This is a genomic window from Anaeromonas gelatinilytica, from assembly GCF_016820635.1.
GTDB lineage: Bacteria > Bacillota > Clostridia > Tissierellales > SIT17 > Anaeromonas > Anaeromonas gelatinilytica.
In genome coordinates this window covers 21,773-45,248 of the sequence record NZ_WSFU01000113.1, presented here as the reverse complement: position 1 = coordinate 45,248, position 23,476 = coordinate 21,773, and the positions used below count along the sequence as shown (strand labels likewise).

At 28.9% G+C, this 23,476-nt stretch carries 27 protein-coding genes; 5 read left to right on the top strand and 22 right to left on the bottom strand.

All coding sequences use genetic code 11. The annotated features are described in order from the left end of the window. Window positions 1-256: 256 nt before the first annotated feature. The 3 genes from GOQ29_RS09880 to GOQ29_RS09870 all read right to left on the bottom strand — a co-directional run bounded on the left by GOQ29_RS09880 (window position 257) and on the right by GOQ29_RS09870 (window position 4,639). The gene (locus GOQ29_RS09880; protein ID WP_203372490.1) at window positions 257-1,675 is read right to left on the bottom strand and encodes an HD domain-containing protein; all 1,419 of its coding nucleotides are present in this window, start codon (window positions 1,673-1,675) and stop codon (window positions 257-259) included. A gap of 78 nt (window positions 1,676-1,753) precedes the next feature. Beyond that, window positions 1,754-3,610, bottom strand: coding sequence for an ATP-binding protein (locus GOQ29_RS09875; protein ID WP_203372489.1), 1,857 nt, complete (start codon window positions 3,608-3,610; stop codon window positions 1,754-1,756). A gap of 12 nt (window positions 3,611-3,622) precedes the next feature. Beyond that, window positions 3,623-4,639 (bottom strand): DNA double-strand break repair nuclease NurA, encoded by a 1,017-nt coding sequence (locus GOQ29_RS09870; RefSeq protein WP_203372488.1) that lies wholly within the window; start codon window positions 4,637-4,639, stop codon window positions 3,623-3,625. A 147-nt stretch (window positions 4,640-4,786) separates the two neighbouring features. Between GOQ29_RS09870 and GOQ29_RS09865 the strand changes: the two genes are divergently transcribed. Then, a complete protein-coding gene (locus GOQ29_RS09865; protein ID WP_203372487.1) occupies window positions 4,787-5,023 on the top strand; it encodes an AbrB/MazE/SpoVT family DNA-binding domain-containing protein in 237 nt (78 codons plus the stop codon). 75 nt (window positions 5,024-5,098) lie between these two features. Here the strand turns inward: GOQ29_RS09865 and GOQ29_RS09860 are convergent, their stop codons facing one another. From GOQ29_RS09860 to abc-f, 8 genes are all read right to left on the bottom strand, one after another. Further along, complete coding sequence (locus GOQ29_RS09860) at window positions 5,099-5,293, bottom strand: DUF1858 domain-containing protein (RefSeq protein ID WP_203372486.1); 195 nt, start codon at window positions 5,291-5,293, stop codon at window positions 5,099-5,101. Between the two features lie 11 nt (window positions 5,294-5,304). Then, on the bottom strand, window positions 5,305-6,153 hold the full coding sequence (gene rsmI, locus GOQ29_RS09855; protein WP_203372485.1) for a 16S rRNA (cytidine(1402)-2'-O)-methyltransferase: 849 nt from the start codon (window positions 6,151-6,153) through the stop codon (window positions 5,305-5,307). Window positions 6,154-6,165: 12 nt separating this feature from the next. After that, entirely contained in the window at window positions 6,166-6,912 is a 747-nt protein-coding gene (locus tag GOQ29_RS09850) for a tRNA1(Val) (adenine(37)-N6)-methyltransferase (protein ID WP_203372484.1), read from the bottom strand. 113 nt (window positions 6,913-7,025) lie between these two features. Next, window positions 7,026-7,196: a DUF362 domain-containing protein gene (locus GOQ29_RS09845; RefSeq protein WP_203372483.1), complete on the bottom strand. Its 171-nt coding sequence runs from the start codon at window positions 7,194-7,196 to the stop codon at window positions 7,026-7,028. 123 nt (window positions 7,197-7,319) lie between these two features. Continuing rightward, entirely contained in the window at window positions 7,320-8,126 is an 807-nt protein-coding gene (locus tag GOQ29_RS09840) for a PSP1 domain-containing protein (protein WP_203372482.1), read from the bottom strand. Between the two features lie 4 nt (window positions 8,127-8,130). After that, window positions 8,131-9,111 carry a DNA polymerase III subunit delta' gene (gene holB, locus GOQ29_RS09835; RefSeq protein ID WP_203372481.1) on the bottom strand — a complete coding sequence of 327 codons (981 nt, stop codon included), beginning with the start codon at window positions 9,109-9,111 and terminating at the stop codon, window positions 8,131-8,133. A 101-nt stretch (window positions 9,112-9,212) separates the two neighbouring features. Continuing rightward, window positions 9,213-9,542 carry a cyclic-di-AMP receptor gene (locus GOQ29_RS09830; RefSeq protein WP_203372480.1) on the bottom strand — a complete coding sequence of 110 codons (330 nt, stop codon included), beginning with the start codon at window positions 9,540-9,542 and terminating at the stop codon, window positions 9,213-9,215. Between the two features lie 132 nt (window positions 9,543-9,674). Beyond that, complete coding sequence (gene abc-f / locus GOQ29_RS09825; protein ID WP_203372479.1) at window positions 9,675-11,324, bottom strand: ribosomal protection-like ABC-F family protein; 1,650 nt, start codon at window positions 11,322-11,324, stop codon at window positions 9,675-9,677. A gap of 361 nt (window positions 11,325-11,685) precedes the next feature. Here abc-f and GOQ29_RS09820 point away from each other — a divergent pair, with 361 nt between their 5' ends. The 4 genes from GOQ29_RS09820 (at window position 11,686) to GOQ29_RS09805 (ending at window position 16,272) form a co-directional block, all read left to right on the top strand. Continuing rightward, the gene (locus GOQ29_RS09820; RefSeq protein ID WP_203372478.1) at window positions 11,686-13,059 is read left to right on the top strand and encodes a sigma-54 interaction domain-containing protein; all 1,374 of its coding nucleotides are present in this window, start codon (window positions 11,686-11,688) and stop codon (window positions 13,057-13,059) included. A gap of 172 nt (window positions 13,060-13,231) precedes the next feature. Then, the gene (locus GOQ29_RS09815; protein WP_350446008.1) at window positions 13,232-14,590 is read left to right on the top strand and encodes a CitMHS family transporter; all 1,359 of its coding nucleotides are present in this window, start codon (window positions 13,232-13,234) and stop codon (window positions 14,588-14,590) included. A 30-nt stretch (window positions 14,591-14,620) separates the two neighbouring features. Next, window positions 14,621-15,970: an acyclic terpene utilization AtuA family protein gene (locus GOQ29_RS09810; protein ID WP_203372476.1), complete on the top strand. Its 1,350-nt coding sequence runs from the start codon at window positions 14,621-14,623 to the stop codon at window positions 15,968-15,970. Between the two features lie 2 nt (window positions 15,971-15,972). Continuing rightward, window positions 15,973-16,272, top strand: coding sequence for an AtuA-related protein (locus GOQ29_RS09805; RefSeq protein ID WP_203372475.1), 300 nt, complete (start codon window positions 15,973-15,975; stop codon window positions 16,270-16,272). Window positions 16,273-16,289: 17 nt separating this feature from the next. On the opposite strand, the gene tmk is transcribed toward GOQ29_RS09805, so the two are convergent. The 11 genes from tmk to GOQ29_RS09750 all read right to left on the bottom strand — a co-directional run bounded on the left by tmk (window position 16,290) and on the right by GOQ29_RS09750 (window position 23,465). Beyond that, the gene (tmk, locus tag GOQ29_RS09800) at window positions 16,290-16,904 is read right to left on the bottom strand and encodes a dTMP kinase (protein ID WP_203372474.1); all 615 of its coding nucleotides are present in this window, start codon (window positions 16,902-16,904) and stop codon (window positions 16,290-16,292) included. Window positions 16,905-16,925: 21 nt separating this feature from the next. Continuing rightward, window positions 16,926-18,323: an aminotransferase class I/II-fold pyridoxal phosphate-dependent enzyme gene (locus GOQ29_RS09795; RefSeq protein WP_203372473.1), complete on the bottom strand. Its 1,398-nt coding sequence runs from the start codon at window positions 18,321-18,323 to the stop codon at window positions 16,926-16,928. A gap of 122 nt (window positions 18,324-18,445) precedes the next feature. Continuing rightward, window positions 18,446-18,637 carry a sigma factor G inhibitor Gin gene (locus tag GOQ29_RS14665; protein ID WP_203372472.1) on the bottom strand — a complete coding sequence of 64 codons (192 nt, stop codon included), beginning with the start codon at window positions 18,635-18,637 and terminating at the stop codon, window positions 18,446-18,448. Between the two features lie 141 nt (window positions 18,638-18,778). Next, window positions 18,779-18,964, bottom strand: a complete 186-nt coding sequence (locus GOQ29_RS09785) for a hypothetical protein (protein ID WP_203372471.1) — start codon at window positions 18,962-18,964, stop codon at window positions 18,779-18,781. 97 nt (window positions 18,965-19,061) lie between these two features. Further along, complete coding sequence (locus tag GOQ29_RS09780) at window positions 19,062-19,730, bottom strand: 50S ribosomal protein L25 (RefSeq protein ID WP_203372470.1); 669 nt, start codon at window positions 19,728-19,730, stop codon at window positions 19,062-19,064. Between the two features lie 63 nt (window positions 19,731-19,793). Further along, window positions 19,794-20,411 carry a 50S ribosomal protein L25 gene (locus tag GOQ29_RS09775; protein ID WP_203372469.1) on the bottom strand — a complete coding sequence of 206 codons (618 nt, stop codon included), beginning with the start codon at window positions 20,409-20,411 and terminating at the stop codon, window positions 19,794-19,796. Between the two features lie 149 nt (window positions 20,412-20,560). Then, window positions 20,561-20,812, bottom strand: coding sequence for a pro-sigmaK processing inhibitor BofA family protein (locus GOQ29_RS09770; RefSeq protein WP_252187584.1), 252 nt, complete (start codon window positions 20,810-20,812; stop codon window positions 20,561-20,563). A gap of 71 nt (window positions 20,813-20,883) precedes the next feature. Then, window positions 20,884-21,186: a DUF2508 family protein gene (locus tag GOQ29_RS09765; RefSeq protein ID WP_252187583.1), complete on the bottom strand. Its 303-nt coding sequence runs from the start codon at window positions 21,184-21,186 to the stop codon at window positions 20,884-20,886. A gap of 260 nt (window positions 21,187-21,446) precedes the next feature. Further along, window positions 21,447-22,181 (bottom strand): ABC transporter permease, encoded by a 735-nt coding sequence (locus GOQ29_RS09760; RefSeq protein WP_203372466.1) that lies wholly within the window; start codon window positions 22,179-22,181, stop codon window positions 21,447-21,449. After that, complete coding sequence (locus tag GOQ29_RS09755) at window positions 22,178-23,137, bottom strand: ABC transporter ATP-binding protein (RefSeq protein ID WP_203372465.1); 960 nt, start codon at window positions 23,135-23,137, stop codon at window positions 22,178-22,180. The genes GOQ29_RS09760 and GOQ29_RS09755 overlap by 4 nt, the downstream gene beginning before the upstream one ends. A 22-nt stretch (window positions 23,138-23,159) precedes the next feature. Next, window positions 23,160-23,465, bottom strand: coding sequence for an ArsR/SmtB family transcription factor (locus GOQ29_RS09750; protein WP_203372464.1), 306 nt, complete (start codon window positions 23,463-23,465; stop codon window positions 23,160-23,162). Window positions 23,466-23,476 lie beyond the last annotated feature (11 nt).

Genomic DNA, 23,476 nt, shown 5'->3' with positions numbered 1-23,476 from the left:
TAACAAAGTCTAAATGAAAGTAGGTCAGTTCTATCAATCAGATACCATCTTTTGATAGAGAAGTCTTTAGTAGTTTAGAACCCCATTCCTTTAGGTGTGGGAGCAGTCAGTAAAGATAAATATAATATTGAGATAAGATAATTTATCTAAGTATTTCCTTTCTCTTTATTAAAAACTAAAATGCTGAGGGATATAATATTACCCCTCAGCTATATTAACTGGAAGGGCTCTGAATCCCAACCAGGCTAATATCTGATTATAATATATTTTGTAAGTATTTCAATATGGAATTTTTATTCATTCCTATCTTTCCCATAAATATTGCCTTTCTTACTTCTTCAATCAAATCTGATACTAATACTCCATCAGGCAAATCAAATTCTTGTATTATATCCTTACCATTAATAACATCTGATAAATCTTCAATTTCCTTATATCTTGTTATATAATTATTGGCTATATATTCTACATGAATTTTAAATTTACCCATTTCTTCATCAGGGTTTAATAGTTTTCTTGTACCTATTATATCTGCTAATGCTATTAATAAAACATCCAATGTTTCATCCTTACATTCTTGAAACATTTTATATAAAAACCTTGCACTTACATCATTAGATTTATATGATACTAAAGGTAACATATGTTTTGCTACAATTCTATATAATATATCCCTTGCTTTAATACTTAATCCAAATCTCTTCGATATATCCTTAACCATCTCAGCTCCAGTTATCTCATGACCTTTAAATCTAACTCTACCTGTACTATCTATTTTTCGAGCAGAAGGTTTACCTACATCATGAAAAAAAGCTGCTAATTTCATAAGTTCTATCCTAGTATGATCACCTTCAAAATTTTCCTCTGCATGGTTTTCATAACTTTTTCTAATATGATCTTCAAAATAACCATCATAATATATTACATCTTCAGTAAGCTTTAATACATATAATGAATGTCTAAAAGCATCTACTACATGATAATCACATTCTCCTACTTCCTTCATTTTTTTAATTTCTGGAAATATCTCTTCTAAGATTTCTAATTCATCATTCATAAAACTAAAATAATGATAAGTTTTTCTTCTTCTAAGAACTTTAAAAAATTCTTCTCCTAATTCTTTACATTGTATATTAGATACTAGACTTTTATTTTTTTTTATAACAGTTATAGTATCTCTATCCATATCAAAATTAAGTTCTGACATTAATGCAACTGATTTAATAATCAATAAGGGATTATCATAGATAACATCTTCATCCCATATTCTAATAATACTATTTTCTATATCCTTTAATCCTCCTGTAGGATCTATAATATTACCTTTCAATTCATCCTGAAAATTACAAATATCAACTGCCATACTATCTATAGTAATTCCTCTTTTTTGAAGATATATATTTATATTATCTTCTTCTATAGAATAAAAATCTATTCTTAAGTCCCTATCAATATCTATGACTCTATACCCTAAAGAATTATTCCCTTCAATAATTTGCATATCTATTTTATCAGCAAACTTTTTAGCTATAGAAAAAGTTTTATTAGAAACTAATAATTCCATATCTTTAACTTTTTTTCCTAGAAGAAAATCCCTTAAATATTTACCAGTTACATATATATTTACATTTTCTTCTTTACTTATATCCTGCAAAATGGAGAAAATAGTGTCCATATCATCACTCCTTGTTAAGTGATATATACCCAGAAAATTAATTTACATTACTATACTATAATATTTATCATTATACAATTATTTATCCTCTATATTTTCATAAGAAGTAGTAAAAGCAGTTTTTCTCTTTACTATTATACCCTCATTTACTAAATTCTCTAATTGTGCCTTAAGCTGATCTACATCAAAATTTATATCATTATCTGAATCTTCCTCTATTTCTTTAACTATATCATACATATTCATCTCTGTTATAGGTAATTTATCCTTTATGAGATTTAATATTTTAAAATTATCTTCTTCTCTCCTATTACTAAGCTCATCAAAAGGATTTATAGTATGAGGACTAGTTGTACTAGCTGCCCTTATCCTTATGGAAAATGTTCGTCCCATTATTGCCGATGATATAAAAGCATCTCCTGATTTAAGATACGGCAATCTCTTACCTTCTTCTTGAGTAATATCTGTCTCTTCCTTAATAGTTTGTATATCTGAGCTTCTTACTGTTCTAAATACTAATTTAGTATTCAACTGAGCAGTTATAGTTTCATCTAATAATGTCGGTCTTTGAGTTGCTAGAAGTAAAAACACTCCATATTTTCTACCTTCCTGAGATATTTCCTTTAATATAGATTTAGATGGAGAATCATATCCCTTTGGTGCAAAATTATGAGCTTCGTCTGTAGCAATTATAAATGGTGGAAAATAATCAGCAGTAGTATTCTTATATTGAGCATCCTTAAAATCTCTTCTTCTATGATAAATATTATTTAATAAATATGTTGAAAACACCTGAAGAAGCCTTACATTTCCTTGAATAACCATTAATTTACCTAAATTTAATCCATCAGTTATTTCATTTATATCATTACTAAATACTCCATCATTATATAATCTTGTAAGTCTCCACATTATGCCTCTAACTGAACTTGATGGACAAGTTTTATCAAAGTCTTCGAATAATTCCTTACATATCTTCCATCTTTCCCTTTCATTATTACTTTCTGCTGAAGTAATCTGTCTATCTATTTTCTGAATAGATCCTAAATCCTGAGCCTCTAATAACATCTTTAACCTATCATGAAAACTTTGATAAGAATCTTTTCTCTTATGTAATATATCTACTGCATTACTCATAGCATCAGATAATTTCCCTGAAGCATCTAATAAATTCTTCAAATCAGAAGTATTTAGATCATTGAATTTAACTCCTACATCATGACCTATTTGCAAACATTTAAATCTATCAGAAAAATTAACCTTGTCCTCTTCTTTAAAATAATCAGCAATTGTAGCAAAATCCATCTCAAAATGAGGATCTAATACTACTGCTGGAATCTTAAGCTTCATTACTTCCTCCAATAAAACCCTCATTCCGAAAGATTTTCCAGAACCTGAGCCTCCAAAAATACCTATGTGAGGATATTGATGCATACTCTTTATATCAAATATAAAAGGAATTTCATTTTGAGCTCTTATATGTCCATCATCAAATATTGGAGCTATATCCACTAAATCTTCCTCCATATCATGAATCATCTCATCAGTACTCTTAATAATTCCCATAACTAACCCATCTTTTGGCTTCGTTTTAACCATAATATCCTTTACTTCATGAAATCTAGGACTTCTTACATCAGAAGCAGTTTCTACAGGATATTGGGCTTCATTAAGAAGTCTAACTTTAGCTATATGAATAGTTTCATCATCTATATTATATCCTATAGCATTTAATGATTCTATAACTGATGAATCTATCATTCCATCATTAATATTTAATGGAATATATCTATTATAAGAACTAGTCTCTACTACTTCTCCCATTAATTCTCCTTGCTTTTCATCCTGTATTATGAGAAATTCATTTATTCTAAAGGCTCTTTTCTTTGAACCTACAAATACTTCCTGCTGTGTTGTCAATCCTACAACCTTCATAATTATTCCTCCTTAAAGAGTTCTTTTACTTCGCTCTGATACAAATAATTTTTCTACAATATCTCTATCTAAATACTCATCTAATAATCCTCTCATTAATCTATCAGATATCTTTACTTCCTTATCTATTATATCAATCCAGAGAGGAATTCCTCTACTATTTTCTGGAGTTAATGTATATACTAAATTAGCCATCTCATCAAGATAGCTCCTTTGACTATTCAATATATCAACTCCTGTGATCATAGGAGATCTAGAGGCCCTTATAAATAAAGAACTCAATCCTTCCTCATATTTAGGAATATTCTGTATTTCTGGTATTAAGGTCTCCCCCATATCTAATATCCCATACAAAAGTTCCCTGTCATATAAAAAATTCATAGGGGGATCTAAAGTCTTCTTCTCTGTCAATGTAGTCCCTACTATATTAGTCTTTATGTCTTTTACTACTCCTATAAGAATTATATTTTTAGATTCACATATCGATCTTAGTTCCTTCCATTTATCTTGACATTCTATTTTATATCTTATTAAAGAGCCATCCATCATTATTACTCTTGGATTTAAATTCAAAGCCGCACCTATAGCTGCTTTTAACTCTATGCAAGATAATTTATAGTTTCTGATAAAAGAGTCTATATCTTCCTTAGTAGGATCGTCCTTTCTTATTTTATCTATTATCTCCTGCTCTCTTTCAATATATAATGGTGTATAAAAATCAACTTCTATAACTGGATTTTCATTGCTATTAGATCCTTTAGCTAAACCTTGATATAGCTCAACAAAATGAGGATAGGCTCCTCCTAATTTATTATTTGAGCCATCTACTGCTACAATACCACCACCAGATGAATATTCTGAAAGGAGATTTTTCGATAATTTTCGACATTTATTGATATCACCTACTTGTTTTTTAACTAGATTTCTAATATAATTTTTATCTAATTTAGATATTTTTTCATATTTTTTGTTAAGAATTTTATTAAGTTCTGATACTAAATCTTTCATCTGATTATTAACTTCAAGCATTAAACTCACCCCTTTTTTATAAAATAAATATTATTAAATTTTAAATTTTTTTACTATTTCTTATTGACTATTTTTGGTATATCTGTTACTATTTAAAGAGTAAGAAATATGTCGAATTGTGACTAAACTTAGAGGAGGTTTTTTTTAATGAAATCAACTGGAATAGTTAGAAGGGTGGATGAGTTAGGAAGAGTTGTCATACCTATTGAATTAAGAAGAACACTAGACATAGCAGAGAAAGATGCTTTAGAGATCTTTGTAGATGGTGAAATGATTATCCTTAAAAAATATGCACCTGCCTGCATCTTCTGTGGACAAGCTAAAGACGTTACTCAATTCAAAGGTAAAAATATTTGTCCAGATTGTTTGGATGCTTTAAAGTAATACATAAACTGATATCATAAATAACTAATTTTGATTGCTAAGGTAAAATCACTAGATTTTCCTTAGCAATTTTATTTATCTATTTAATTTATTTAACTCCTCTAATAAACTATCTAATTTTATATTATTAATTTTAGCTGCCCATTCCAATGTTTCATTAGACGATCCTTGGCAAAGAGTACATTTCATACCGAATTCATTAAATACACCTATAGCCTCATTGTTCATCAATATAATATCTGAGATCTTCATATTCTTATTAATATTCATATTTGAACCCCCTATAGATCTATACTTTCTTTATAAACTTCTCTTTTTGGTATTTCTCTCTCCTTAGACACCTTTTTAATCGAATCTTTCTTAGTAAATCCTTTATCCATATAAGTTAATATATGCTCTTTTATAGATATACCCTCCCACGCATTTTTTTCTATATCCTCTAATCTTTCTTTAGGTATTCCTTCTATTATTATTACAAATTCTCCCCTAGGATTTTCATCATTAAATTTTTCTATAGCTTTCTCTAAGTTTCCTCTAAACACCTCCTGATGTCTTTTTGTTAATTCTCTAGCCACTGCTACTCTTCTATCATTAAATACTTCTAATACATCTTTAAGCATATCCTTAAGTCTATGAGGAGATTCATATAATATCATTGTTCTATACTCTGTTTTTAATTCCTCTAATCTGGTTTTTCTCTCTTTGGATTTAGAAGATAAAAATCCTTCAAATACAAATTTATCTGTAGATAATCCGGATAATATTAATGCTAATATTGAAGCGGTAGCACCAGGAAGTACATCAACCTCTATATTCTGCTCTATAACTTCCTTTATTATATCTTCTCCAGGATCAGATATTCCTGGCATACCAGCATCTGAAACTAGAGCAATACTATCTCCTTCTAATAGTTTATTTATCAACACTTTCCCTTTTTCCTTTTTATTATGTTCATGATAACTGGTAAGAGGCTTTCTTATATTAAAGTGATTCAAAATTTTAATTGTATGTCTAGTATCTTCGGCTGCTATCAGATCTACTTCTTTAAAGGTATTTAATGTTCTTAATGTTATGTCTTCAAGATTCCCTATAGGAGTAGGACATATATATAATTTACCTATTCTTTTCATATAATCTTCCTTTCAATCATCTAAACCATATATCTCATGAATCTCATTCGTATATTCACCATCTTCATTGTACACATATAATGGTGCTTCTATTTTTAACTCTGGTTTTGCAGCCTTTATCGATTTAATTAATACTAAATTAGGTGCTTCTGACATCTTAGAATGGATAAATCTTAAGGTTTTAGGCTCTAATTTATGTTTCCTTAAATAATATAATATATCTACCAATCTATTTGGTCTATGAATCATATAAAATCTTCCATTATGTTTTAATAACCTTTTAGCTTTTTCTATTATATCTTCTAATCCACCTCTTATTTCATGTCTAGATATAGCCTTTTTATCATTAGGGTTTATAATTCCTGTTCCTTTATCCATATATGGAGGATTAGATACTACTACGTCTATAGAATTTACTTTTATAACTTCCTCTATATTTCTTAAATCCATATTCAATATTTTAATATTCTCTTCCAAACCATTTAATTCTACACTTCTCTCTGCCATATCAGCTACTTCTTGTTGGATTTCTATACCGTATATTTTATTTATTTCATTTTTTCCATAAATTATTAATGGTATTATTCCCGTACCAGTACCTAAATCAACAACAGTAGAATCTAATTTTATTTCACAAAAATTTGCTAATAATACTGCATCTATTCCAAAACAAAATCCTTTAGTATTTTGTATTATTTTTAATCCTTTTAATTGCAAATCATCTATTCTTTCATTTTTCTTTAGAAAAACATCTTTCATCATATCTCTCCTAGTAGTTAATACATATATTATATCATTATTTAATAATTTACATAACAATCATACAACAAAAAAGACCCCACTAGCTAGGGTCTTTTACTTTAAGTACATTATTACTCAGGTTTAGGCGCATCTACTGGACACACATTTGCACATGCACCACACTCAATACAACCATCTTGATCTATTACGTATTTATCATCTCCTGCACTAATAACTCCTACTGGACACTCAGGTTCACAAGCTCCACAGCTAATGCAATCATCAGTTATAACATAAGCCATTAGGTTCACCTCCTTAGGATAATGAATGATACTATATTATCAATATAGTATTCTTTTTTTATTTTAACACTTATCTTTATATTATAAAAGTATTTTTATCTTATTTAGAACATTTTATTTTTTTCACTTTTCTATTTCATCTAATACAAAAGGAACAATTTCTTCTGTATCATCTTCCCCTTTAACTCTCACCTTTACTATTTCCAATAAAGTATTTGTATCTACAACTATCCCCTTGCCTCTAGGTGTTCTAACCTTCAATCCTACTTCTGGTAAAAGTCCAAGAGACTCTTCATAGGCTTCGTGTTCATATTTTAAACAACACATAAGTCGTCCACAAAGACCAGATATCTTAGTTGGATTTAAAGATAAATTTTGTTCCTTTGCCATTTTTATAGATACAGGATCAAAATCTCCTAAAAATGAATTACAACATAAAGCTCTGCCACAAGGACCAACTCCTCCTATCATTTTAGCCTCATCTCTTACACCAATTTGTCTTAATTCTATTCTAGTTCTAAATATAGAAGCTAAATCTTTCACTAATTCTCTAAAATCAACTCTACCATCTGCGGTAAAATAGAATATTACTTTATTATTATCAAATGTATATTCTACATCTATTAATTTCATTTGTAATTTATGTTCTTCTATTTTTTCTTCACATATTTCAAAAGCTCTTTTTTCCTTTGATTTATTTTCTTTATGCTTTATAATATCCTCTTCTGTAGCTATCCGTATAACATTCTTTAAAGGAGCTACTATATCTTCTTCTTTTATTTCCTTTGGTCCAACTACTACATCCCCAAATTCAATTCCTCTAACTGTTTCAACTATAACACTATTTTCTTTCTTTACATCTATATCAACAGGATCAAAATAATATATTTTTCCCGCCTTTTTAAACCTTACACCTACTACATTAATCATATATTTAAACCTCCTGAAATTTTAGAAGCATTAATTCTATAGCCAATTGAAAATTAACATTAGCCCTAATATTCTCTTCAGTTTCCATTATACAATTTATTATATCATGAATTTTATCCATTGAAAGCTTAAAAGATTGTTCCTTTAACAATTCTTCTTTATCCCTATTTATTATGAGTTCGTTATTATTCGTCTCTTTATATATGAGTAAATCTCTAAACCATACTAACATCATATCTAGTACATTATCAATTTCATCTTTATTATTTTCAAAAAAATCACTATTGGTAAAAGATTTAAAAGAATCAGTCCCTATATTGTTATTTATAACATCTATTAATGATTCCCTTATTTGATTAAACTCTTCAGATTCACAAATTTCTCTTGCTCTTCCTATATTCCCTCTAGAAAAATCTGCAATCATATGAGCTTTATCTTTATCTATATTATACTTTTTATTTAAATAATCCTGAATTTTATCATTTCTTATAGGAGTAAATTTTAATCTTTGACTTCTAGATATAATAGTAGGAAGTAAATTTTTAGTATTTTCTACCATCATTATAATGATAGTATCTTTAGGTGGTTCTTCTAATGATTTAAGAAAGCTATTTTGTGCACTAATAGTCATCTTATCTGCATCACTAATAATAAATATCTTTCTATCTCCTTCGTATGGTAGTACTCTTATCCCCCTTTGAATGTCCTCTATCTGCTCTTTCTTAAATGATTTCCCCAATGGTTTTTCCATATGAAAATCCGGATGATTAAAAGATTCAAATTTAATGCATGAGTTACAAACTCCACAAGGATTTATACCTTTCTCTTTACATAAAAGAGCCTTAGAAAATATTTTAGCCATCATAGTTTTTCCTATTCCCTTTTTCCCTTCAAATATATAGCCATGACCAATACTCTCATTTTTAATTGTATTTTGCAAACTCTTTATTATTCTTTCTTGCCCTATCACATCTGAAAAATCCATAATAATCCTCCACATAAAATTAATTATTCCATTAAATTAGGGGATACTTAAGTATCCCCTAATCATATTTATTAAATATTATACCATATGCTCTATTATATTTATACCTTTTCAAACTTTTCTACATCTACCACAAATATCGTTGCTCCTCCTACTTCTACCTCTATTGGATAGGGCATATATACACCTTGACCCCAAGTAGTAGGTGGTGGAGCTGTAGCTACTTGAGTCCTAGTTTTGGCTACCTCACCAATTATATCTATCGCTTCATCAACCCTTTCATTTTCTGTCCCTATTATTAATGTTGTATTTCCTGCTCTTAAGAATCCTCCTGTGGAGGCTAATTTTGTTACACCGAAATCATCTTTCATCAGCTTGTCTACTAGTTTATGGGCATCCTCATCCTGCACTATAGCAAATACTAATTTCATAAAATCACCCCTTCATCTATTTTTATAATAATTTATTAATATATTGTTATATTTATACCACAAAAAGACAAGTTTATTCTACATATTTTCCTTTATACTATATACTATTCTATACTCCTGATGGAATTCCCTTTATTTTAACTTTCTTTTCAACTGATTTATTTCTTTTACTAATTTATTAAATTCTTCATCCAATAGAGCCTTTTCTTCCTTTGAGGGGATAAGAGACAATTTCCCCATCAACTCTGACAATCTATTTTCTAGAACCAACAGTCTCTTCTCTTCCTCTTGTTGACCAAAATTAATATTATTTTCTTTCCTCTCAAGATATTCACTGTAGCTTCCATTAAAAGTGTTCAATTTCTTATCTTCTATAGTAATTATCTTATTTACTACTCTATCTATGAAAGTTTTATCATGGGTTACTAATAATAAACTTCCTTCATAATCCAATAATACTTCCTCTAAGGCCTCTATTGATGGTATATCCAGATAGTTAGTAGGTTCATCTAATATTATAAAATTGATATCTGATAAAAATATCTTAGCAAAAGCTACCTTTACCCTTTCTCCACCACTTAGTACTTCTATCTCCTTATTTACATCTTCCCTTTTAAATAATAATCTAGATAACAATGTTCTAGCAGTAATCTCATCTTGAATACTATCCTCCATTACATTTTCAAGGATATTTTTATCTTCCTTTAATATATCTAGTTTTTGAGAAAAATAGCCTATCTTAAGATTTTTAGATATTCTTATATTTTCATTTCCATTTAATATCATCTTTATCAATGTAGTCTTTCCTGTACCATTACTACCCATTAGAGCTACCTTATCTCCATTAAATATCTTCAATTCAGAATCTATAAATAGAATTTTATCTCCAAATGACTTGGATATTTTAATTCCATCAATCAGGAGTTTATTTTTAAGTCCTGAAACTGAAGGCATATCTATCTTTACCTTTTCTATTTCTTTGGGCTTTTCCTTTTTATCTAGTTTTTCTATTCTAGTTTCCATTGAATTTATTGCATTATGAATCTTTCCTTGAATCTGCCTAGTGGCAGCCTTATGGAGTCTAGCCTCAGAATTTCCCATTCTACTGGGGGCCTTCTTCATAGTTTTAGCATGATTTTGTCTTTCATATATTCGTTGGATAAGACGATTTTTCTCCTTTATATATTCTTCATACTCAAATTCCTGTCTTTCCCTAATAGCTTCCTTTTGCTCCTTATATGATGAATAATTTCCTGAATACTCCTTTATCGCACCATCTTCTACTTCTATCATCTTATCTACTATATTATCTAATAATTTTCTATCATGAGATATAATTAAAATCGCTCCAGTAAAGCTTTCAAGTTTCTCTGTCAATAGATTAATCCCATCCATATCTAGATTTGAAGTGGGTTCATCTAAAAATAATAGATCAGGATTTTTACCTAACCCTTTAACTAATTTAAGCCTGGTTCTCTCTCCACCACTCAAAGTATCTCTATCTTCATAGTCTACTTGGAACTCACCTTTTATCTTATAGTTCATACTATTATCTTCTGGACTTCCCAATTGAGTAATATAGCTTAATCTTCCCTTTATATCTATATCACCTTTATCTGGTAATAATTTCTTTGCTAGTATATTCATAAGAGTAGTCTTTCCAGAACCATTTACTCCTACAATTCCTATTTTATCTTCTTCATATATCTTTATATTTTTTATATCTAATATTTTTCTATCTCCATAGTATTTTTCTATATTTTTTCCTTCTAATATAAGCATTAAAAAAACCTCCCTTTGATTCCTAGAGAGGACATAAGCATAGTGATATAGAGTATTTTCATCTATTTTCTCATTTTTAGGCAACAAAAAAAGATGATAGCTATATGCGCACACTAATCCCATCTAGAAATACAGTCAAATTTCTATACACAAAAGTGTATTAAACTTAGTCTGTCTTAAATAGGATTAAATGAACATTGCTCCACCTTACCTTTCATCATTATAGCTACATTATAGCATCTTTTCAAAAGGTTATCAAGGAGACGACTAAGAAAAGTCCAATTTCAATTTATTTTCAAAACTTAATATAACCCTATTAACTATGCTATAATTAAGTTAAACACATAAAGGGGTGGACCATATGATAATTGATAATTGGGTTAAATTAATTTTAAACTCACTATACGATGGCATATTAATTATAAATGAGGATTATATTGTTAAATATATTAACTCTTCTTATACTAGAATTACCGGTGTAAAGAGAGAAAATATCATAAATAGACCTCTCCTTGAAGTTCGTCCTGGAGCAAGGCTGATTGATGTAATTAAAACTGGAAAAGAGCTTTTAAGGGTTCCCAGAAAGGAAGGTAACTCTGAATACGTAGTAAATATGTCTCCCATCAAGGACAACCAAGATGATATAATAGGAGCAATCTCTATAGTTACCGAGATTAATGATGTTTATAAACTTACAAAAGAACTAAATAAATCTAATAAAATTATAAAAACATTAAAAAATAGAGTAAAAAGTATTCAAAAGTCAAAATATACCTTTGAAAATATAGTATCTGAAGATCCTAAATCTAAATTCACTAAAGGAATGGCTATGAAAATATCAAAAAAGGATACTAATATATTACTTTTTGGAGAAAGTGGTACAGGGAAAGAGCTATTTGCTCATTCTATTCATCATGAAAGTAATAGAAAGGATGAACCTTTTATAGCAGTAAATTGTGCGGCATTTGATTCTAATCTCTTAGAAAGTGAGCTTTTTGGATACGAGGATGCTTCCTTTACTGGAGCAAAAAAAGGCGGAAAAATGGGTCTTTTTGAAGTAGCAAATAAAGGTACTCTATTCTTAGATGAAATAGCTGAGATGGACTATGGACTTCAAGCTAAACTCCTGAGAACCCTTCAAGAAAATACTATAAGAAGGGTGGGCGGAGTATATGAAATCCCTATAGATGTAAGAGTCATAGCTGCTACCAATAAGGATCTTCTTAATTTAATAGATGAAAATAAGTTTAGAAAAGACCTATATTATAGAATAGCTATCTTTCCTATAACTATCTCTCCCTTGAGAGAAAGACCACAAGATATTATTCCTTTAACTACTATATTTTTAAACAATATGCAAAGAAAATTAAAACGAAGATTAGAATTCTCTGATACAGCAAAAAGATTATTACTAAGTTATAAGTGGCCAGGTAATATAAGAGAACTTAAAAATGTAGTAGAATTCTCATCGAATATGACCAATGGATCTATAATAGATATAAATAATCTACCAAAAACTCTTCAACAAATTGGAATTAAAAATGATTTAATATCTATACGTCCCTTAGAAAAAGTTATACAGGATGCAGAAATAAGAGAAATAGATAAAGCTCTAGACAAATACGGAACTTCTGTGGAAGGAAAAAAGTTAGCAGCAAAATCTTTAGGAATATCATTAGCTTCCTTGTATAATAAACTTTCAAATAAAAATGATTATACTAATAATAGTAAATAAAAATAACATTTCTAGAATTCTAGAAATGTTATTTTTATTTCTAAAATTTTAGAATCTCTTTTGATTCGTATTTACCTAAATTATTGTTATTTTTATAACAATGCCTTTCTATTATTTTAGAAATTTATTGTTATAATCTTAAGAGTATAACCTTTATCCATTGGCATGATATATGCATTATGAATATACGCATTATTATTTGGTAACGCAAAAAATAAAAATGGAGGTTAATATTATGATCGCACTCTTAGGTTTTATCACAATCGTCTTATTATTAGTAGTAATAATGACTAAAAAATTATCTCCCGTTATAGCTTTAATAGTTATACCTAGTATTACAGCTATCATTGGAGGATTTGGTTCAGAGCTAGGCACTTTTATGACAGAGGGAATAAAAAATATTTCAACTGTAGGTACCATGTTTATATTTGCCATTTTATTCTTTGGAGTTCTTACTGATGCTGGAACCTTTGACCCTATAATTAATAAAATATTAAAAATTGTAGGGAGGGATCCTATAAAAATAGTAATTGGTACTGCAATATTAGCTATGATGATTCATTTAGATGGATCTGGTGCTGTTACTTTCTTGGTTACTATACCAGCTATGATACCACTATATGACAAATTAGGTATGAAAAGAACTACATTAGCTTGTATTGTAGCTTTATCTGCAGGGATTATGAATATGCTTCCCTGGGGAGGACCTACTTTAAGGGCTGCTACTGCTCTTGATGTTTCAGTTACTGAATTATTCAATCCTTTACTTCCTGCTTTTATTGGAGGAGCAATATTTGTATTTTTAGTAGCTTATTGGTTAGGAAATAAGGAAAAGAAAAGATTAGGTGATGTGAAGCTTGACAATATAAATATTGAAAAGGAAGTTGATGAAGAAAAGCTTGCGTTAGCAAGACCAAAAATGTTTCCTATAAATATACTACTTATTGTAGTTGCTATAGGTACATTAATCTCAGGTATATTACCCCCACATATTGTATTTATGTTAGCTTTTTCATTATCCTTAATAATCAATTATCCAAGTGTAAAGGATCAAAGAGCAAGGGTAGATGCCCATGCTAAATCAGCCCTTATGATGGCTAGTATATTATTTGCTGCAGGAGCATTTATTGGTATTCTTGAAGGATCAGGGATGATTAATGAAATGGCAACTGTAGTAGTAAAGGCTATTCCAGATTCTTTAGGAAAACAAATTCCTTTAATTACAGGAATATTCTCAATGCCTGCTAGTCTATTATTTGATCCTGATTCATTCTACTTTGGAGTTATGCCTGTATTAGCTGAAGCTGCCAATGGTTTTGGAGTTGAATCAATAAATGTAGCAAGAGCATCTATTTTAGGCCAAATGACAACTGGATTTCCAATAAGTCCATTAACAGGAGCTACATTCTTACTCATTGGTCTTACAGGAATAGACTTAGGTGAGCATCAAAAGAAAACTATGCCATTAGCATTTGCATTAACTATAATCATGTTGATAATTGCCTTGGTAACTGGTGCAATTGCAATGTAAACAAAATTATATAGAAATGGAGGATTTATTATGAAAAGTATTAGAATAGGTTCCGGAGCAGGTTATGCTGGTGATAGAATAGAACCTGCTATAGAAATTATAGAAAAGGGAGATATAGATTATATCGCATTTGAATGTTTAGCTGAGAGAACTATTGCTATAGCTCAACAAGAAAAGATGACAAATCCTGAAAAGGGATATAATCATCTTCTAGAGTATAGAATGAAAAAAATATTACCACTATGTAAATCAAAAAATATTAAAGTAATAACAAATATGGGTGCTGCTAATCCTGAAGGAGCTGCTAAAAAAGTAAAAGAAATAGCTAAGAAATTAAATATATCTGATCTTAAAATTGCAGCTATTTTAGGAGATAATATTTATGATAACATATCAAAATACATGAATAATAAAGTTCTTGAAACTGGAAAGAGTTTGAAAGAACTTGAGGGTGAAATTGTATCTGCTAATACCTATATAGGCGCTGAAGGAATAGTTGAAGCTCTAAAAAATGGTGCAGATATAATAATTACTGGAAGAGTAGCTGACCCGGCAATATTTATTGCTCCTATGATCTATGAATTTAACTGGTCTTTTGAAGACTACGAAAAAATTGGAAAAGGCACGTTGGCAGGTCATCTATTAGAATGTGCTGGACAAGTAACTGGTGGATATTTTGCTGATCCTGGATATAAAGATGTTAAAAATTTATCTAAATTAGGATTTCCTATAGCTAATGTCTATGAAAATGGAGATACAGTAATAACTAAAGTTAAGGAATCTGGTGGACAAGTTACAGAAGCTACTTGTAAGGAACAATTACTATATGAAATCCATAATCCTGCTGAATACATTACTCCAGATGTTATAGCTAATTTCTCTAAGGTTTCTATAAAAGAAATCGATACTGACGAAGTAAAAGTATCTGGAGGTAATGGTAAAGAAAAAACTGATACCTTAAAAACAAGTATTGGATATGTAGACTGTTTCATTGGAGAAGGTGAAATAAGCTATGGTGGACCAGGAGCCTATGAAAAAGCTAAATTAGCAGAAGAAATAGTAAAAGACAGATTAAAAATGTTAAACATTCCAGTAGAAGAACTTCGTATAGATTTAATAGGTGTAAATTCATTATATAAAGATAGTATTAGTGATACATTAGGTAATGGTACTAATTCTGAAGTAAGGCTTAGAGTTGCAGGTAGAACTAAATCCAATGAAAGTGCTACTTTCATTGGTAATGAAGTAGAGGCTCTATACACTAATGGTCCTGCTGCTGGTGGTGGTGCTACAAAATCAGTAAAGAAAATAGTATCTATTGCCTCAATATTTATCCCAAGGGATGATATTAATACTACTATCTTATACGAGGAGGTATAATAATGAAACTAAGAGAAATTGCCCATTCAAGAACAGGAGATAAGGGAAATATATCAAATATATCCCTTATCGTATATGATATGAAAGACTATGAAAAGATAAAGGAGAATGTTACAGTTGAAAAGGTTAAAGCATGGTTTAAAGATATAGTAGATGGTGAAGTTGTTAGATATGAACTTCCTAATATAGGTGCTTTAAATTTTGTAATGGATGGTGCTCTAGGGGGAGGAGTAACAAGATCCCTTGCCCTAGATAAACATGGTAAATCCTTAAGCTCTGCCTTATTAAATATGGAAATATAATAAAAAATCCTCTCTATTTAAATTGTAGAGAGGATTTTTACTATATCCTTATGAATTTCATCTATTGATTTTGTAGCATCTATTACGTTAAATTCATCAGGATATTTGTCTATTAACTTTTTATAACCTTCATATACTCTTTGGTGAAAGTCTGCCTTTTCATTTTCTAATCTATCTCCTTTATTATTTTTAGTCTTTCTTTTTAAGGCTATTTCAGGATATATATCAAAAAATAAAGTTACATCTGGTTTTATCCCTTCTATAGCAAAGTCATTTATATATCTAACTTCTTCTATTCCTAATCCTCTAGCTATTCCTTGATATACTAAACTAGAGTGTACAAACCTATCACATATGACTATTTTTCCTTCTTTTAATGCTGGTATTATCTTCTCATGGACATGCTGAGCTCTTGATGCTGCATATAATAGTGCTTCCGTTGTATCTGCCATGGTTATATTATCATTGTCTAATATTATATCCCTTATCTTTTCACTTATATCTGTTCCACCAGGCTCTCTTGTTACAATTATATCCTTCCCTTGATTCTTAAAATATTCCTTTAATAATCTTATCTGCGTGGACTTTCCCGCTCCATCTGGTCCCTCTATTGTTATAAATAAACCCTTCATATTATCATCCTTCCTAGTATATTATATGATACTAATTTTTCCATTCTTTAATCCCAATATTTCTATCTTAGCATTATTTATTTCTTTTATATATTCTATTATTTCCTTTGTTATTCTTTCTCCTGGAACTAATATGGGAATACCAGGGGGATATGGTATAATATAATCTCCTAATACTTTTCCTTCTGCTTTATCTAAACTTACTATTTTATTATCCTTATTAAAAGCTTCGTATATAGGAATTTTCTGTTCAGGATAAATATATTTTATACTTTTTATTTCTTTTTTCTCTTTATTATTCTTATACTTCTCTGATATATCCTTTAATGCAATATATAATTTATCAAAATCCCCCCTTTCACTTAAAACAGAAGCCATAGCTAATCCATAATATAAATCTGCCATTTCCAATTGAATATTATAATCTTTCCTTAGAATATCTTCCAATTCATTTCCTGTTAACCCTATTGTTGTAGCTCTTATCAATATTTTAGTTTTATCAAATTGATAGTTATCTCCACCAGTAAATATGCTAATACCTTCTAGTTTGGATATCTTTTTATTAAATTCATCTATATACTTTAATACTTCTTTAAATCTATACTTACCTTCACTTTCCATATATCCTAAAGCCATATCTAAAGAATACATTAAAATATATGATGGACTAGTAGTTTGATACATTGACATAGTCCTTTTCATTCTATCCATACCTACTCTATTCGATGTAATATGTAACATAGAGCTCTGTGTATAAGCAGGTAAAGTTTTGTGGGTACTCTGTATGATAATATCTCCTTTGGCTTCTTCTGCGGATATAGGTAACTCATCATTAAATATCAAATGACTTCCATGAGCTTCATCTACTATTAATATTCTATTATGCTTATGTACTATCCCTGCAATAGCCTTTATATCACTACATATCCCAAAATATGAAGGATATGTTATTACTACTGCCTTTATTTTTTCATTATTAACTAATATTTCATCTATTTTATCAGCCCCAATAGTAGTTAGAATATTATTTTCCTCATCATATTCTGGATATATATAATTAGCTTTAAGCCTTCCCAGTACCATTGCATTATAAACGGATTTATGGCAATTTCTCTGAATAAGTATTTCATCTCCAGGCTTTGTAGCAGCAGTAATTGCAGCATATATTCCTCCAGTAGTCCCATTTATAGAATAAAAAGTTTTTTTTACTCCATATATTCTAGATGCTTTATCTTGAGATTCTTTTATTATATCCTTTGGATTATGAAGATTATCTGTTCCATCCACTTCTGTTACATCTATTTCGGAGATTGAACATCCTAAACCATATATTCTTCTGCCCTTATGTCCAGGCATGTGAAATCTAATATTTTTTTCATCATTGTATTTTAATAATCCTTTTATTATTGGAGTCTTCATATCACTCACCTACATTTTAAATATTATATTATATTATATTAAATTATATCATTATTAATCTTTTTATAACAGAAAAACTCAGAAAATTACTAATCCTCTGAGTTCATTTTAAATATGTAATTTTAGAATTCCATTTCAGCTATGTAATCAAGCCACATTCTTTTTATTATAGCCCTATAGTATTCATAGTAAATAGTATCTTTCATGTTGGTATTTGCTATCTTATCTAAACATTCATTACATATATAGGATCTAAATAAACCTAATCCTTCTTCTATAGTATTGCCACATGTCTTACATTTAACAAAACTCACAAGATCAGCCCCTTAAAATATATTAGCTAGATTATTGACCCATATATAGTATTTTATTCTTAGAGTATAGGTAATGTTGCATGACCACATGAAATAAGTACAGGTAAATAATAAATTATATAAAATGAACGAGAAAATTCTCTAATTCATTTTGTATAACAAACTTTTTCTTTCTGATTTTCTTGTAGTAGAACATCCTTCTGTAGTATCAACTGTACTTGTACCATCTTTTCCTAACTTTTTTGCAGTATTTATTATATCTGATAAAATAATTAATTGAAAAAAACCTACTGGAATGATCAGAAGTACTAAAAGTATTAATCTCATAAAATCATCTCCGTTTATATTATCTTTTTCAGCATTATACTACAGGATATTATGTATTTCTATAGGTAATATTTATCATTTGTTGTTTCTTATAATATTATAGTACTATTTTCTCATTGTCATCAGGATGAGCTTTATCTTCCTCACCTTCATCCCTTACTTCTGGTACAGATTCTTCTGACTGAGCATCTAACACTTCTTCATCATCATCTAATCTATTATCGTCTATTCCAGAAACAAGGGCTATTATCTCTTCCATATCATTTAAAATAGTTATATCTTCACTCATTTCTACATCTGCTACTCTACAGGTGTCCCCTAATGATAATTGTGATATATCTACTGATATATCTTTGGGCACATCTGTTGGATAACATTCAACATCTATTTTCATAAGTTGTTGTTGTAATACTCCTTCACTAATTCTATCTTTACCTGATAGTAAAACAGGAATTGATGTATGAATCTTTTCCGAAGTATCTATCTGTTGTAAATCAATATGAATAATTTCTCCAGTTATCATATCTTTTTGAACTTCTTTAATCATGGCAGTATAAGTAGTATTATCAATCAATACATTTACTACTGCATTTTCACCATTATCCCTTATTATTTTTTTTAAAGCATTATAATCAAATTCTAATGGATAATTGACTAAACCATGTCCATATATTATTCCTGGAACATTTCCTCTTCCTCTTGATCTATGACTAGCATTAGTTCCTACTTCATCTCTCATAGCACTATTTAATAAAATATTCTCCATTAAAAAACATCCCTCCTTGGCATTATTTAAGTATTATTACCAAAGAAGAGATGTTTTATAATATTATTCTAATATACTTTCTTCACTCATATAAATAGATTCTGTTGATTCTCCTTCATCTTCATCAGAATGTCTTAATGCACTAGTTAAACTTGCTATTACTTCTTCTTTTTCATTTAATATATCTATACCTTCTAATTCTAAATCTCCTACTGTTATAGCCTTTCCACTTTTTAATTTTGATGCATCTATATTCACATAGTTAATAATATGCTTAGGCAGACATTGAATATCTATTTCCATTAATTGTTGTTGTACTGTAGTTTCAGTATCTTCTACAGATTCTCTATTTTCTAAATATACTGGTATTGTTAATCTGACTTCTTCATTTTCCGATAACTGCTGAAAATCTACATGGAGATACTCATCCTTAACTATTTTTTTCTGAATATCCTTTAATAACGAAGGGATTTTTTCTCCTTCTAATTCTATATTTACTAATGCTCCATATCCTTTATCTGTTACTAACTTTTGAATTTCTTGTGTCTTTAATGCTATATTTTTAGTTTTCTTATTATGACCATATAATACTCCTGGTATATATCCTTCTCTTCTTAAACCCTTAGACTTTCCTGTTCCTATTTCCTCTCTTAATTTTGCATTTAAACTTGCGGTTGACATTATCTCATTCCCCCTTGTATTTATGCATATATTAATATTAAATCAGATTTTTCGAAAAAATTCAAATATTTAATGATATATGGTCTAGGCATATTATATATATACCTTATATATACTTAATTAAACATATAATTATAGTAGAAATTTCATTATAATATTAAATTAAGTACAAGCAACAAAAAAAAACCTGGAACTCCTAATATAGCTACTACTAATACAGTTACTATATTTATGCCAATGTATATCCCAGTAAGACCACTTAAAGCAACATTATATAAAAATAAAACAATTATACCTATTATACTGTTTATTATAATTTTGATTATCTTTCTCATACTAAGCATAATTATAAAACCTGACAAAAAAAGTCCTACCAAAGCTATTGCAATGTATATAGGCATTTCCACAAAAAATCACCTCTATATAGTTAGTTATCTAATTATATAGAGGTAGTACTAATTTTATTCATATTTTACGCATTTTCTTCTGAAATTTTTTCTCTTAATTGATTTAATAAGTAAAAGTATTTCTTTTTTGCTGCTTCCATATTATATATAGCATGATCAATAAGCTCATCATTAGTAACATTTTGAAAATATAATTCAGCTTGTTTCCACTCTTTATGAGCTTCCTTTAGATTTTCCATTTCTTCCTCATGACTAATTTCTTTTTTATTTTCCATATTTGATTTCATTCCTTCCAGAAATCTCGATATGTTATATACTATGCCACGAGTTTTACTTGTATTACTAAATATTTTTTCCGCTTTTCCCATTTTCACATTATACCCCCTGTTAATATTATTATTTACAGTATTAACAAGAGATTAATATATTATACTTAAAAACTATCACATCTATTTTATAATTTTATATTCACATATAATCCTCAATATTATCAAGAATTTCTTGCAATCTAGAAAAATATTTTCCTATATGTATTCCATCCATTAATACATGATTTACTTGTATTGATAAAGGTAGTTTCAAATTTTCGTTTTCACTTAATCTTATTTACATACTATATATTTTAAATTTAATATATCCACTTTTCTTTAATATTCTTTACACTAATACTAAATAAAATTATACCGAAAACAATAAGAGCTAAAAAATCCGTCCAAATTGGTATATCCCCAACACCACTTATTGTTTCCTTTAATATATCTGCACCATAAGTTAATGGTAATATATAAGATAAAGGCCTTATAATAATAGGTAAACTTTGAATTGGAATAAAAAGTCCACATAAAAAAATCATTGGAAACCTAAAAAAATTAGAAAATGTCTGAGCTTCAAATACTTCATTTACAGATACAGCTATAAATAATCCTAAAAATGTAGAGGTGATAGCAATAAGTAATACCCCTGCAAATACTATAAACCAGTTAATTCCTGAAAGACTGATTATGAAAGATGCAAATATAACAGGTATAAATGCATTTACAATTCCAAACAAAATCGCTCCTGTAGTCTTGGATAACATTAAGACATTTAAACTAATAGGGGCTAATAAAAGGCGTTCAAAGGAACAACTCTTTCTTTCGAAAGTAATAGTTACTGCTAACATAGAGGTTGTACCAAATAATATAGACATTGCCATTACTCCAGGTAATATATCCCTAATGCCTAATGTAGATTCGGATTTAATAAAAAACATTAATGTCCAAGCTACTGGAAATATAATTCCCCAGCTGATGTTAGGTGGTTTAAGATAATAATTCTTCATATCCTTTTTTAATATATTCCAAAATGCAATCCATGATTTCATTTTTTACCACCTTTCTTATTCATCTTAGATACTTCTATACCTGTAATCTTCACAAAAACATCTTCTAATGATGGTCTTATTACCTTTGCCTCATACACACTCAATCCTTTTTCATCAAAATATTTCATAATCGGTGTTAAACTTATGTTTTCCTTTGATTTTATCCTAATAATATTATCATTAATAATTTCAAATTTATAATGTGAAAAATCCTTTTGTAAAGTTTCTTTTATATCTAAAATTCCATCATCTAGTGTGAATTGAACTATTTTATCCCTTTGAACCCCTTTCATTAATTCATCAGTCTTCCCTACTTGAACAATCTTTCCTTTAACTATAAAAGCAATTCTATCACAAAGTCTCTCTGCTTCTTCTATGTAATGAGTTGTAATAAATATCGTTGTTCCTTTTTTATTCAAATCTACAATTAATTCTCTAATTTGTCTTGCACTTTCTACATCTATACCAGTCGTTGGCTCATCTAAAAAAAGAATTTTAGGATCATGAATGATTCCAGCAGCAATTGTTAATTTTCTTTTCATTCCTTTAGAATATGCTTTAAAAGGTTTCTTCCCTGTATTATCCAATCCAAATTGTTTTAAGAGTTCCTTTGCCCTCTTTTCTCTTTCTTCTTTCTCCATACCATATAATGATGCACAAAAACATAAATTTTCAAATCCATTCATTTCACTATATAAATTACTTTCATCAGGTATTATTCCCATTATACTTTGAGCTTTTTTTATATCTTTAACCCCATCAATACCAGAAATATTAATATTACCCCCTGTAACTTTAGATAAGCCTGTTAACATATTAATAGTTGAAGTTTTACCTGCTCCATTAGGTCCTAAAAAACCAAACACCTCTCCCTTTTCAATGGTAAAATCGATATTATCAACAGCAATAAAATTTTCATAGCTTTTTGTTAAACGTATAACCTCTACTATATTCATATATACACCTCTTTCAAGTAATCTATTCCGTAGAATTATCACATCTACTCCCTTGATTTTCATTCAATTCAGCCATTTCTTTTATATTTATAGATATTTCATTAAGTAAATCTCTATTCACGCTATAATGTGTATAATATCCTATCTTTTCTCCCTTTACTAATCCAGCTTTTCTTAGTACTTTTAAATGTTGAGAAATAGCTGCCTCCGATAAATCAAGTCTTTTTGCTAAAGCTTTTACACAAAAATTATGTTGTAAAAGTAAATTAATAATTCTATATCTTTTGTCATCAGATATTGCTTTTAAAGCTTCCAATATATTATCCATAATCCACCCCC

Coding starts and splice junctions, on each gene's coding strand:
- GOQ29_RS09865 (WP_203372487.1), top strand. CDS start 4,787: ATGAAATCAACTGGAATAGTTAGAAGGGTGGATGAGTTAGGAAGAGTT.
- abc-f (WP_203372479.1), bottom strand. CDS start 11,324: ATGCTTATATTAGAAGGAAAAAATATAGAAAAATACTATGGAGATAGA.
- rsmI (WP_203372485.1), bottom strand. CDS start 6,153: ATGAAAAGAATAGGTAAATTATATATATGTCCTACTCCTATAGGGAAT.
- GOQ29_RS09765 (WP_252187583.1), bottom strand. CDS start 21,186: ATGGGAAAAGCGGAAAAAATATTTAGTAATACAAGTAAAACTCGTGGC.
- GOQ29_RS09775 (WP_203372469.1), bottom strand. CDS start 20,411: ATGTCAACCGCAAGTTTAAATGCAAAATTAAGAGAGGAAATAGGAACA.
- tmk (WP_203372474.1), bottom strand. CDS start 16,904: ATGAAGGGTTTATTTATAACAATAGAGGGACCAGATGGAGCGGGAAAG.
- GOQ29_RS09840 (WP_203372482.1), bottom strand. CDS start 8,126: ATGATTAATGTAGTAGGTGTAAGGTTTAAAAAGGCGGGAAAAATATAT.
- GOQ29_RS09770 (WP_252187584.1), bottom strand. CDS start 20,812: ATGCCTATATACATTGCAATAGCTTTGGTAGGACTTTTTTTGTCAGGT.
- GOQ29_RS09815 (WP_350446008.1), top strand. CDS start 13,232: ATGCATTATGAATATACGCATTATTATTTGGTAACGCAAAAAATAAAA.
- GOQ29_RS09850 (WP_203372484.1), bottom strand. CDS start 6,912: ATGAAAGATGTTTTTCTAAAGAAAAATGAAAGAATAGATGATTTGCAA.
- GOQ29_RS09870 (WP_203372488.1), bottom strand. CDS start 4,639: ATGCTTGAAGTTAATAATCAGATGAAAGATTTAGTATCAGAACTTAAT.
- GOQ29_RS09795 (WP_203372473.1), bottom strand. CDS start 18,323: ATGAAGACTCCAATAATAAAAGGATTATTAAAATACAATGATGAAAAA.
- GOQ29_RS09845 (WP_203372483.1), bottom strand. CDS start 7,196: ATGGCTTATGTTATAACTGATGATTGCATTAGCTGTGGAGCTTGTGAA.
- GOQ29_RS09875 (WP_203372489.1), bottom strand. CDS start 3,610: ATGAAGGTTGTAGGATTGACAACACAGCAGGAAGTATTTGTAGGTTCA.
- GOQ29_RS09820 (WP_203372478.1), top strand. CDS start 11,686: ATGATAATTGATAATTGGGTTAAATTAATTTTAAACTCACTATACGAT.
- GOQ29_RS09880 (WP_203372490.1), bottom strand. CDS start 1,675: ATGGACACTATTTTCTCCATTTTGCAGGATATAAGTAAAGAAGAAAAT.
- GOQ29_RS09810 (WP_203372476.1), top strand. CDS start 14,621: ATGAAAAGTATTAGAATAGGTTCCGGAGCAGGTTATGCTGGTGATAGA.
- GOQ29_RS09785 (WP_203372471.1), bottom strand. CDS start 18,964: ATGAGATTAATACTTTTAGTACTTCTGATCATTCCAGTAGGTTTTTTT.
- GOQ29_RS09760 (WP_203372466.1), bottom strand. CDS start 22,181: ATGAAATCATGGATTGCATTTTGGAATATATTAAAAAAGGATATGAAG.
- GOQ29_RS09830 (WP_203372480.1), bottom strand. CDS start 9,542: ATGAAATTAGTATTTGCTATAGTGCAGGATGAGGATGCCCATAAACTA.
- GOQ29_RS09805 (WP_203372475.1), top strand. CDS start 15,973: ATGAAACTAAGAGAAATTGCCCATTCAAGAACAGGAGATAAGGGAAAT.
- GOQ29_RS09750 (WP_203372464.1), bottom strand. CDS start 23,465: ATGGATAATATATTGGAAGCTTTAAAAGCAATATCTGATGACAAAAGA.
- holB (WP_203372481.1), bottom strand. CDS start 9,111: ATGGATTTTTCAGATGTGATAGGGCAAGAAAGAATAATAAAGAGTTTG.
- GOQ29_RS09860 (WP_203372486.1), bottom strand. CDS start 5,293: ATGAATATTAATAAGAATATGAAGATCTCAGATATTATATTGATGAAC.
- GOQ29_RS09780 (WP_203372470.1), bottom strand. CDS start 19,730: ATGGAGAATATTTTATTAAATAGTGCTATGAGAGATGAAGTAGGAACT.
- GOQ29_RS09755 (WP_203372465.1), bottom strand. CDS start 23,137: ATGAATATAGTAGAGGTTATACGTTTAACAAAAAGCTATGAAAATTTT.